Raw genomic sequence first — 11,951 nt, 5'->3', positions numbered from 1 at the left:
ACGTATGTTTCAGATATACGTAAACAAAGTCTATTTCTACTATCAAAAGATTATAGATATTTTAGTTATCCTTTGGGATGAGCCCGGCATTTTTTGTCTCCTTAATTTGCTTACTCGTTTATATAAAAATAAACAGTGCTTTTTCGGCACAAAAATATAAATCAGTACAAAAAGCTACAATCACCATAAATAATGATTTTGAATAGAAAAAACACCTACATTCAGGTATATAAAGATTAATTATAATTACAGGGGAAAGGATAACATTGAAAGAGTAAACTTCTTTCACACAAATAAACTGAGACAATGTATTTAAGTAAAGTAAAGCAAAAAACAATAGAAGGTCGAATAATCTAACTTCTATTGGGAGGAACAAATCACTAAATTCCCTATCTTTACCATGTTGCTATATCTTATAATATGACAAACTCGTCTTGTATAAAAACAATAAGATTTTATCTTTATCAGAGTAGGCACAGAGGATAAAAAGGTAACAGATAAGACAGCGATAAAACTGTCACTTTTGTCACCTTTTGCTCATAAGATACTGAAAATGAATATCAATTATTTTTGTAACCTTGTTACTTTTTTTACTATATAATTAGAATATGACTTTATACGATGTTGCTATTATTGGAGGAGGGCCCGCAGGTTATACCGCAGCCGAGAGAGCTTCTGCCAACGGATTAAAAACTGTATTATTCGAAAGGAATGCATTGGGTGGCGTATGCCTCAATGAAGGTTGCATCCCAACCAAAACCCTTCTATACTCGGCAAAGACCCTAGACAATGTAAAAAACTCTGCAAAGTATGGAGTCGGCGTAGAAGGAAGCCCAACTTTCGATCTGCCTAAAATAATTGCCCGCAAACAAAAAACAGTGCGCAAGCTGGTAGCCGGCATCAAACAGAAAATGGCTGCTCATGATGTAACAGTAATTATAGGCGAAGCAACCATAGAAGGTGAAGACAGAGAGCGTAATATCGTCATATCATGCAACGGTGAAACGATTACCGCAGCAAAGGTATTATTATCAACAGGCTCTGAAACAATTATTCCTCCTATCAAGGGACTCAGCGAATCAGGGTACTGGACATCGAAAGAGGCGTTGGACAATAAGGAAGTACCGGAATCTTTAGCCGTTATCGGAGGGGGAGTTATCGGTGTCGAATTTGCTTCATTCTTTAATAGTCTGGGAGTAAAAGTGACAGTGATAGAAATGTTACCCGAAATACTCGGCACAATGGACAAAGAACTATCAGCCATGCTTCGTGCAGAATATACGAAGAAAGGTATCGACTTTCACCTGAACACCAAGGTCGTTGAAATAAAAGACGGTCAGATTATTATCGAAAAAGACAGGGAACAATCAACAATCGAAACCTCTCAGATATTACTGAGCACAGGACGACGCCCTGTTACAGCAAACCTGAATCTGGATAAGCTAAATATCGAGTTGTTCAGAAATGGCGTGAAGGTGAATGAGAATATGCAGACATCTCACCCCAATATATATGCATGCGGAGATATTACAGGATATTCACTACTCGCACATACTGCGGTACGTGAAGGAGAGGTAGCCATCAATCATATACTGGGTAAGACCGACAGCATGAGCTACAAGGCAATACCGGGAGTGGTATACACCAACCCTGAGATTGCAGGAGTAGGACAAACAGAAGAAGAGCTTACGGCTAAAGGTATAAAACACACTGCTCACAAACTCCCAATGGCATATTCGGGACGTTTTGTAGCTGAGAATGAACTGGGAAATGGTGTTTGCAAACTGATCATCGACGAAGATTCGAAAATCATAGGTTGCCACATGTTAGGTAATCCCGCCTCGGAACTGGTGGTTATAGCGGGCATTGCCATCGAAAAAGGATTTACTGTAGAAGAATTTCAGAAAATTGTATTCCCTCATCCTACAGTAGGAGAGATTATACATGAATCGCTGTTCTTATAGTCTTACGGGAAGGTCTTAGCTTTGGCGGGGATCAACGCCCCACATCAGTTTACTTCTCAATGTTTTGTAGAAGGTATTATCTTTCCGTTTTAATACCTGAAGAGTAAAGTCTGCCTTCTTTACAGTCAGCTTCGTCCCTGCCTGAAATACATTAGACCTTCCGTCCAATGAGATGAGAAAACTATTGTTACGGCTTTCTACATCAAAGGTGATGATACTATCATCTGTTATAACCAAAGGTCTATCGCCCAAGCTATGAGGGGCTATGGCAGCAATAACGAAGTTGTGAGCATCGGGCGCTATTATCGGCCCTCCCACACTGAGCGAGTATGCCGTAGAGCCTGTAGGTGTAGCCATAACGAGTCCGTCAGCCTCATACGAAGTCAGGTATTCGTCGTTGATATATGCATGCACGGTGATCATCGAAGCCGTATCTTGCTTCATAATAGCCACTTCGTTGAGAGCATAGTTGAAGCCATGATATATTTTATGTTCGGTAGTCAGATGCAGTTGGCTACGATGTTCGATACGGTAGTTACCCGAAAATACATCTTCGAAGGTAACTTCCAGATCTTCTTCACCTACATCTGCCAGAAAGCCTAATCGTCCGGCATTTATACCGAGTATCGGAATATTCTTTTTGCCTATTACCGATGCCGTACGCAAGAATGTTCCGTCTCCTCCGATTGTAACCACGAGGTCAACATCGAACTCATCGTTCTTTATAATACCTGCGACATTATATTGCAAGTGATGACAATCTCTTAGGTAGTAATAGAATTTCTCCTGAAGATAGATTTCTACGTTGTTATCGTTTAAGATTCCAAATAACTTTTCGACCTGTTCTTTCTTCTGATGTTTGCTACCGAATATGGCTATTTTCATCGCATTTACTTTTAACGGAACCTATTTATATACAAACAAATGATTTTCTAAGCTGTTAATAAAACGGAACTGATACGCGCATTCTCATCAAATCATATTACATTTGTAGTTTGATATCGTTCCACAAAGGTGCTAAAAAAGTTTTATCTATTAACATCTATCTCTGGCAATTTGTGAAGAACGGCGGTTTTTAATGGTTTGACATGACAAAGTTAAGTGTAAATATTAATAAGATTGCAACACTACGCAATGCTCGAGGAGGTAATGTTCCGGATGTTGTACAAGTTGCTCTCGATTGCGAAAAATTTGGTGCAGAAGGTATAACAGTTCATCCCCGTCCCGACGAAAGACATATTCGATTCAAAGACGTGTATGACTTAAAGGCGAAGATCAGAACTGAATTTAATATCGAAGGTTATCCTTCACAAAAGTTTATAGACCTTGTTACAACGATACGTCCCACACAAGTAACACTTGTTCCGGACAAGCCCGATGCGATTACATCCAATGCAGGTTGGAACACTGTTGAACATCAACAATTCCTATCCGATTTGGTTGATACATTCAGGGCTGTAGGTGTACGCACATCTATCTTTGTTGGCACAGAACTCGAAATAATAGAAGCAGCAGCAAAAACGGGAACAGACAGGATTGAGCTATATACAGAGCCTTATGCCTCCAATTATGTCAAAAACAAAGAGGCTGCCATAGAGCCTTTTGTAGCTGCGTCCAAATTAGCGAAGAAACTTGGACTAGGATTAAATGCAGGTCATGACCTCAGTCTCGAAAATTTGAATTATCTATATGAAAATATACCCACAATAGATGAAGTCTCTATTGGGCATGCCCTTATCAGCGACGCATTGTATTTGGGTCTTGAAAATACAATAAAGGCATACAAGGATTGCCTGAAACCAAAAACTGAAGTAGACTAAAAAATGGAAGCTCAGAAGGATAAAATAATAGGTCTAGGTGCAACAATCGGATTTCACTTGCTAATTATCTTAGCTCTTATTTTTTATACCCTCGATTTGACACCAATGGCAAGGACTGCCGAAGATTTGGGAGGAGTTCCTGTTATGTTTGGCAACGTACCCGATGCATTTGGAGACGATGAGCCCTTTGGTAGAGGCAATGGAGACGTTGGTGCTGAAGAAGCCACTTCACCCAATGTGGTTGAAGATCCTATCCCGATGGTAGAAAATACTGCAACCAAAACAAAACCGGCAGTATCGAACACAAAGGAAGCTCCCGTTACTCAAAATCTGGAAGAAACAGTAGCTATAAAAGAAGCTAAGAAAAAAGCGGAAGAAAAGAAACAGCAAGAAGCAGACGAAAGGCGGAAGAAAGCTGAAGCTGACCGTGTAGCACAACAAGAAGCGGCTAAGAAAGGACAGATCAACAACCAAATGGCGGGACTGTTTGGCAATGGAACAGGCAGCGGCAGCAGAGGTAATACTGAAGGAACAGGCACACAAGGTGTACCAACAGGAAATGCCAGTTATGGTAAAACGTCAGGAGTTGGCGGCTGGGGATCATTCGATCTTGGAGGGCGCAGCCTTGGTAGTGGCGGACTAATCAAACCGAACTATTCGGTAGATGATTACGGCACTGTTGTTGTCGATATATTGGTAAATGCTAAAGGTGATGTAGTAGAAGCCACAATCGGAAAAGGCACAAATACGCCAAACACAAATCTACGGAACGAAGCTCTAAGAGCGGCAAAAAGAACAAAGTTCAATACAGTGTCATCTGTCACCAATCAAAAAGGAACAATCACATATAAGTTTAATTTAAATTAAATGGATATGAAAACTATATTTTTATTTCTGACCACAGGATTTGAAGAGATTGAAGCTCTTGGAACAGTCGATGTTCTTCGCCGTGGAGGTTTGGATGTGAAAACAGTTTCGTTGACTGATAGCAAACAAGTGGTTGCCAGTCATCAAATACCTGTAATAGCCGACCTGATGTTCGACGAGGTTGACTTCTCTAAAGCAGAAATGCTTGTTTTGCCGGGAGGTACAACAAAATTCAACGAACACGAGGGCTTGAAAAAAGAACTACTCGCTTTTGCCAACAAAGGTGAAAAGGTTGCTGCAATATGCGCTTCACCGATGGTATTAGGAGGCTTAGGTCTTTTGGAAGGGAAGAGCGCAACAGCCTATCCCGGATATGAACAATACCTGAAAGGAGCTACATTGCAAACAGAAAAAGCTGTTGTAATAGATGGAAATATAACTACCGGAAGAGGTCCCGGACTGACTATCGATTTTGCACTAAGCCTTGTTGAACAATTGGCAGGGAAGACAAAGAGAGATGAAGTCGCAGCCGGCTTGTTGGTTCAGTGAAAAATTTAATGGGAAATGATGAGGTGCGAATCTCATCATTTCTCGTATTACCATAAAAATTAAGTAACACAACATTAAAATGGAATTCTTACACGAAGTTTGGAACTTCTTTCTTAACCTGTTAAGAGATACAGGCGGAACATTAGACATGCTGGTAACTGAATATGGCTTATGGGTATATGCCATTTTGTTTTTGATCATTTTCTGCGAAACAGGTTTGGTTGTAACACCATTTTTACCGGGTGACTCTTTATTATTTTTAGCGGGAGCTATCGCTGTACGCCCCGACAATCCACTACATATCTATTACCTTGTCGGTATACTGATTGTAGCAGCTGTTATAGGAGATGCAGTAAATTATTCGATAGGTCGTCTCTTCGGAGAAAAGCTCTTCAGCAATCCCAAGTCGAAGATATTCAAGCAAGAATATCTCGAAAAAACAAACAAGTTTTACGAAAAACATGGAGGCAAAACTATCATCCTTGCCCGCTTTGTGCCTATTGTTCGCACCTTCGCTCCTTTTGTTGCAGGTATGGGCAAAATGAGCTATAAACATTTCTTCTCCTACAATGTTATAGGAGGTATAGCATGGGTGGTTATCTTTTGTGCTTTAGGTGCTATTATAGGAAGTAACGAATGGGTAGAAAAAAATCTCGACAAGGTAGTCATTATTATTGTTGTCGTATCTATTCTTCCGGGTGTTTACGAAGTAGCTAAGGCTAAGTGGGAATCAAAAAAGGAAGCGAAAGCTAAAGCCAAAATAGGAAATTAAGAAAGATAATTAAATTTATCTTTATATATAAATAAAACCACCTTACTGATCAACTCTTATCAGTAAGATGGTTTTTTAATTTAAATATATCTATAATATGATTATAAAAGCAAACTTGCCCGACTCCGGAAAAAAGAAACGATTGGTTATTATCGGAGGAGGCTTTGCCGGACTCGAACTTGCGAAAAGAGCGGATAAGAATCAATATCAGGTAGTACTGATAGACAAGAACAATTACTATCAGTTTCAACCTCTATTCTATCAGGTAGCTATCGGTGGATTAGAGCCAAGTTCGATATCTTATCCATATAGAAAGAACTTTCAGAAAAATAAAGACTTTCATTTCAGAATGTGTGAGGCTTTAAGTGTGAATACATCTGATAAGAAAATTGAAACAAATATCGGCATCATTACATACGATCTTTTAGTTATCGCCACAGGATGTGATACAAATTATTTCGGGAATACAGATCTAATAGAAAATACATTCTCTCTAAAATCTGTATCCGAATCACTCTTGATGAGAAACAGGATACTACTAAGCTTCGAAGAATCTTTGATCACAACAGACGAAGAAAAACGAAAAGAACTGTTGACGTTTGTTATCGTCGGAGGAGGTGCGACAGGAGTAGAATTAGCCGGAGCATTGGCCGATATGAGAAGAACTGTTTTGCCGAGAGACTATCCGGAGATAGACTTTACTAAAATGGAAATCCACTTGGTAAATGCAGGCTCTCGCCTACTGGCAGGCATGTCGGAACAAGCATCCGAAACAGCATTAAAAACATTACTAGACAGAGGTGTTATCGTATATCAGGAGAAATCGGTAAAATCGGTAGAAAGCCCTTATGTGAATATTGCAGACGGCACTCAAATACGTTCACGTAATGTATTTTGGGTGGCAGGGGTTAAGCCAAATAGCTTAGCAGGTCTTGACGAAACGGCATACAACCGAGGACGTTTGGTTGTAAACGAATACAATCAGGTAAATGGCTATAAAGATATTTTCTCAATTGGCGATACCTCTTTACAAACAACCGAAAGTTATCCGGTCGGTCATCCTCAGGTAGCCCAAGTAGCCTTACAGATGGCAAAGCAACTAGCCAAAAATATCAATAAGGGAGAATCGGACAATTGGGATAAATTTGTATATGTAGACAAAGGCTCATTGGCTACCATTGGACGTAATGCTGCTGTTGCCGACCTAGGTAAACTCCGCTTTGGAGGCTGGGTTGCCTGGTGGTTGTGGTTGCTGGTACATATCCTTTCTATTGTGGGAATGAGAAATAAGGTTTCTGTATTCATCGACTGGGTATGGAGTTACCTGAATTATGATGTTTCGCTACGTCTGCTAATTCGTCCTAAGTTCAATGAAATGTATAAGGATAAGAGAACTAAACAAAGCAACGAATAAATCCAAACTTACAGCAGTAAGATATATTCCAAGAAAATGAACTATCTTTGCATCAAATTGCAGTAGGTCGGTTTGCCGCTGGCTGCCGCAAGGCAGAAAGAGGAAAGTCCGGGCAACACAGAGCATCGTATTTCTTAATGGGAAGCTGTTCGTGAGGGCAGAGTTAAGGTAACAGAGAACAACCGCCCCTATCAGGGGTAAGGGTGAAAAGGTGAGGTAAGAGCTCACCGGTCTGTATAGCAATATACAGAGCCGTACCACTTGCGAGTTGTAAGACCATGTATACCGGCGCATGTAGGGCTGCTCGTCCGATGCCGGGGGGTAGGTCGCTAGAGCCTGTTGGTGACATCAGGCGTAGATAAATGGCAAGCACTCTTCTTGAAGAGTACAGAACCCGGCTTATAGACTTACTGTATTTTTATTTTATTCTAAGTAACGGGTGATTCTTGTTGGACTTTTGCTTTGTTATATCTTGGGAAAACATTTTAAGGAAAGTATTAGCAATAATAAAAAACAATCCTGCCAAAATAGATATGACAGGATTGCTTCACTAAACTTATCTTAAATTACTTATATCTCAACCATTTAAACATTTCGGCGAAGGTCACTTTCTTACCATACATCAGAATACCGACACGATAGACCTTTGCAGCCAACTTAACCATTAATATGGCGGTTACATACAGCACAACAACCGACAAGACCAACTCCCATATAGATATTTCGAACGGAGCACGTACCATCATCACGACAGGCGCGGTAAATGGTATGATCGAACACCAAAAGGCCATCGCGCCTTCAGGATTCTGAGATGCTGCAATACCTGTATAAAAGGCTAATAATAATATAATAGTCAATGGCATCATCAACTGCTGAGCCTCTTGCGAATCGTTAGCAGCAGACCCAAACATGGCATACAAAGAGGAGAAAAGAAGATACCCTCCCACAAAATATAATATAAGGCAGATCCCGACCTGCAGCCAGTTGACGCCCAATATACCATTAACAGCAGAAGTAATCTCCGAGTTATTCTGTGTCATTGCACTTATTGCCTGTTGAGCCTCCATTGTAGCAGTGGTATCTACACTTGTCCCGAGGAATATTTGCATAGCAACAAGTGCGCCGCCTCCTATAACAAGCCAGATAACCAATTGTAGCAAACCAACTAATCCAACTCCGACTATTTTACCCATCATAAGATCTAAAGGTCTAACGGATGAAATAATCACCTCAATGATACGGTTTGTTTTCTCTTCCACAACACTTTGCACGACCATTTGCCCATACATCATGATAAAGAAGAACATACACAATGTAAGTCCCATCCCTACAAAAGATGCCGCCTGACCAAGTGTCTCGGTCTTCTGTCCGGCTTCGTCGAGACGGATAGTGGAAACATTAATATGATCTTTCGATTTCAATATTTGTTGCAGATCTGTAACAAGTTGTGGTTCGATATTACTCCTTTGGGTAAAATCATCTATCTTTTTATTTCTAACAGCATCCGTAAGTATGTTGTTGATATAAACAGTCAACTCACGAGGAGGCTGCTGCTTTTCGGAATAGAAAGTTGCTGCATTCGGATTTACACTCAGGTCTTCCGATATCTCTAATATGGCTGTCCGCTTATCGCTCGGCTTACTATCGCTATCCGATAATTTCACAAACTCATAGTTCTTAGATGACTGAAACAAACTAAAATAAGAACCTGTATGATCGATTACATACACTTTGTTTATATCATCATTGCTACTTAACATCATAAGCAATGCAGGGATAGTAGACACTCCCAAGAATAAGAATGGAGTTAGCAACGTTGTCAAGATAAACGCTTTGGTTTTTACCCTCGAGGTAAATTCCCTATGTATAATTAGCTTTAATCCTCTCATTGTTTTGTCTCTGATACGATTTGTATAAAAATATCATTCATCGAAGGCAATACTTCTTCAAAAGTCACCACTTCATAGCGTTTGGCTATCTCTTGTATCAACTCTGAGTTGGAAGCCTCATCATTACGCTGAATAAGTAGCTCCGTAATATTACTGTCCGTTGATTGCGATAATATCGAAAAGTGAGAAGATTCCAGATCAAAAGTTTCCCCTACGACCTGAAGTTTGAAAATATGCTTTCTGTATCTTGCGCGTATTTCTTTCACATTTCCATTCAATACAACCCTAGATTTATTTATCAGAGATATTTCGTCACACAATTCCTCTACCGATTCCATATTATGAGTCGAAAGAATTATTGTTTTGCCTTTTGCTTTCAGATCTAACAGCTCTTTCTTTAACAATTCTGTATTCACAGGATCAAATCCGCTGAAAGGCTCATCAAGGATATACAAATCGGGTTCATGTATGACGGTAGCAATAAATTGTATCTTTTGCTGCATACCTTTCGACAGCTCCTCCACTTTTTTTCCTTGCCAGGATAGTATATCAAACTTCTTTAGCCAATATTGAGTTTTTTGTACTGCGTCTTCTTTCGAGAGGCCTCTCAATTGTGCCAGAAAAATAATATGCTCTCCAACTTTCATTTTCTTGTACAAGCCTCTTTCTTCGGGCAAATAACCGATATTAAAAACATCATCGGCTACCGACACCCTTCCATTTATAAAGACTTGTCCTTCATCGGGAGCAGTTATTCTGTTTATTATGCGGATTAGCGAAGATTTGCCTGCACCATTAGGCCCCAGCAATCCATAGATGCAACCTTTTGGCACTTGTACGCTTACGCCATCGAGAGCTCTATGACTACCATATTGTTTCACCACATCGTGGGCTTCGAGATAATACATATTCTATAGTATGTTTTATATTCTTTTTATATTAGTCGCACCAAAAACATAAAAGTCACAGAGCTCCGAAAATATTATAGTCTTATTTCTTATCGCCCACTAATACTCCAGAGATACACCAATAACTCAGAGCACTACCTTCGGGATCTCCCACAGGTATAGCCACCTTCAGTTGGTGTTCACCTGCCTTCACATCCCCAATGTGTATAAACACAGGGTAACTCACTGTACCCGGACACCAACCCGAACGACTCAGGTCGGATGACGATAAGCCATTTGCGAAATTACCCGAAGCCGGATTCAACTCTCTATAGCTGCCGCAATCTTCGCGCCAAGGGGTATAAGCGATCAGGCGAGAGCCATCCATAAATATCTCGTTAAGCTTCGGATTAAATTCGTCTCCTCCACCCCAGCCGCCATGGCCTGTAGATATATAGCGGATATAAGCATCTTTGAGGTCTACATCTGTTTTGAAGTTCACAGTCAGAGAATCGTTGCGGAATAATCCGTCAGGATAAGCTTGTCCTGCCATCTCCATTATATTTGTAGTTGTAAACAGAGGATATACTTCTTTCTCTGCCCGCTTATCATTCGGATAATACTTAATCTTTAAAGAAACATTGTGTCCGTTTTTCGCATAGTTTCCGATCCATGCACCTACCCACACTTCATTTTTCAGATACTTGGCATAGTCTGTAATTTCTTGTTTAAACACCACAGAGTCTGGCCAGTTATATTCAGCTACCTCAATATGGTTATATCCTTTTACTCCGAATGAAGTATAAAAACGCATCAACTCGAGAGGTGGCAAATAATCTTCTGTAGCAACCATTCCCTCATACGATTTTCCATGTTTATCAGTATACTGAGGTAATGCCTCTCTTCCTTTTAGCAGTCCATCCATAAATGATTGCTTCTTATCGGTAGGAACGATAAAGACGCTACCCGTACGGTCATAAGCGTCCCCTTCAGAGTGTTGGGCTAGCTCTGCAAAAATAGAATAGCTACTATTATCGGCAGGAAGTTTTACTTTTTTCAGAACAATAGAACCATTGGCAAATTGCATTATTTCTGTATCGTTCAACTGCTCCGGCTTAGGAATATCCCTAAAGTATATACTCTGATTATTAAACACGTCGGCTACAATAACCTGGCTTTGCTGTATACGGTAATTATAGGCAGGAGCTGTTAGTTTATCCCCTTTAAGTACAGGTTTTACATTCACAATCTCTTTTAGCAAATCAATCTTTGTTGCTTTTTCTTCATACTGTCCGTTTCTTACCACCTTTAGCACAACTCCATCAGGCAAACCAACACCAGGTTGCATAGATCCTTTGACTCCTAATTGAGTTGTATACCATATTTCTATCGTATTAGAATTAATAACAGTTTTCGCCTTTTTGCAGAGGTAACCCGCAATAGTTTCTGTTTCGGGCAAAAATTCCAGTTTATCATTTAATGTAAATGATCGGGTTGTATAAAACTCATTCCCATTTGCCAACTTTGCGGTTTTCGTTTCTTCATTTGTTGCATAATCAAGATAGGTGTATTGTACCGGAGTACCCTCTTGCACCTCGGCATATTTACGACTTATTTGCACATCTGTTCCGCATATCTCTACGATGGTATTTGATCCTTCGTAGGCTTTACCATTCATACTTGTCTGGTAGGTGATACGTACTGTTTTAAAATCTTTCTTAGGTTGAGCATTCATTACAAATGCGAGAAGTAATAATTGGAATAAAAATAGGTTCCTTTTCATAAAATA

Annotated in this window: 10 protein-coding genes and 1 other RNA gene; 7 read left to right on the top strand and 4 right to left on the bottom strand. The window is 40.0% G+C overall.

Going from position 1 to position 11,951, the window contains the following annotated elements; all coding sequences use genetic code 11:
- The first annotated feature begins 608 nt into the window (after nt 1–608).
- Nucleotides 609–1,964 carry a dihydrolipoyl dehydrogenase gene (gene lpdA / locus E4T88_RS00230; protein ID WP_135103451.1) on the top strand — a complete coding sequence of 452 codons (1,356 nt, stop codon included), beginning with the start codon at nt 609–611 and terminating at the stop codon, nt 1,962–1,964.
- Nucleotides 1,965–1,979: 15 nt separating this feature from the next.
- On the opposite strand, the gene E4T88_RS00225 is transcribed toward lpdA, so the two are convergent.
- Nucleotides 1,980–2,849, bottom strand: a complete 870-nt coding sequence (locus E4T88_RS00225) for an NAD kinase (protein ID WP_135103449.1) — start codon at nt 2,847–2,849, stop codon at nt 1,980–1,982.
- Between the two features lie 203 nt (nt 2,850–3,052).
- Between E4T88_RS00225 and E4T88_RS00220 the strand changes: the two genes are divergently transcribed.
- The 6 genes from E4T88_RS00220 (at nt 3,053) to rnpB (ending at nt 7,804) form a co-directional block, all read left to right on the top strand.
- Nucleotides 3,053–3,784: a pyridoxine 5'-phosphate synthase gene (locus E4T88_RS00220; RefSeq protein ID WP_135103447.1), complete on the top strand. Its 732-nt coding sequence runs from the start codon at nt 3,053–3,055 to the stop codon at nt 3,782–3,784.
- A 3-nt stretch (nt 3,785–3,787) separates the two neighbouring features.
- A complete protein-coding gene (locus E4T88_RS00215; protein ID WP_135103446.1) occupies nt 3,788–4,651 on the top strand; it encodes an energy transducer TonB family protein in 864 nt (287 codons plus the stop codon).
- A gap of 6 nt (nt 4,652–4,657) precedes the next feature.
- Nucleotides 4,658–5,200, top strand: a complete 543-nt coding sequence (locus E4T88_RS00210; protein WP_135103444.1) for a DJ-1 family glyoxalase III — start codon at nt 4,658–4,660, stop codon at nt 5,198–5,200.
- A 79-nt stretch (nt 5,201–5,279) separates the two neighbouring features.
- The gene (locus E4T88_RS00205) at nt 5,280–5,972 is read left to right on the top strand and encodes a DedA family protein (protein ID WP_135103443.1); all 693 of its coding nucleotides are present in this window, start codon (nt 5,280–5,282) and stop codon (nt 5,970–5,972) included.
- A gap of 97 nt (nt 5,973–6,069) precedes the next feature.
- Complete coding sequence (locus tag E4T88_RS00200) at nt 6,070–7,386, top strand: NAD(P)/FAD-dependent oxidoreductase (protein ID WP_135103441.1); 1,317 nt, start codon at nt 6,070–6,072, stop codon at nt 7,384–7,386.
- A gap of 59 nt (nt 7,387–7,445) precedes the next feature.
- An RNA gene (gene rnpB / locus E4T88_RS00195) (RNase P RNA component class A) lies at nt 7,446–7,804 on the top strand.
- 148 nt (nt 7,805–7,952) lie between these two features.
- Here rnpB and E4T88_RS00190 read toward each other — a convergent pair.
- The 3 genes from E4T88_RS00190 to E4T88_RS00180 form a co-directional block, all read right to left on the bottom strand.
- Entirely contained in the window at nt 7,953–9,275 is a 1,323-nt protein-coding gene (locus E4T88_RS00190) for an ABC transporter permease (protein ID WP_135103440.1), read from the bottom strand.
- Nucleotides 9,272–10,183: an ABC transporter ATP-binding protein gene (locus tag E4T88_RS00185; protein WP_135103438.1), complete on the bottom strand. Its 912-nt coding sequence runs from the start codon at nt 10,181–10,183 to the stop codon at nt 9,272–9,274. The genes E4T88_RS00190 and E4T88_RS00185 overlap by 4 nt, the downstream gene beginning before the upstream one ends.
- Nucleotides 10,184–10,265: 82 nt before the next feature.
- Nucleotides 10,266–11,945: a PNGase F N-terminal domain-containing protein gene (locus E4T88_RS00180; protein ID WP_135103436.1), complete on the bottom strand. Its 1,680-nt coding sequence runs from the start codon at nt 11,943–11,945 to the stop codon at nt 10,266–10,268.
- Nucleotides 11,946–11,951: the final 6 nt, after the last annotated feature.

The organism is Dysgonomonas mossii (assembly GCF_004569505.1).
Lineage (GTDB): Bacteria > Bacteroidota > Bacteroidia > Bacteroidales > Dysgonomonadaceae > Dysgonomonas.
Note: the sequence above shows the minus strand (reverse complement) of the source record. Positions and strands in the feature narration are given on the sequence as shown.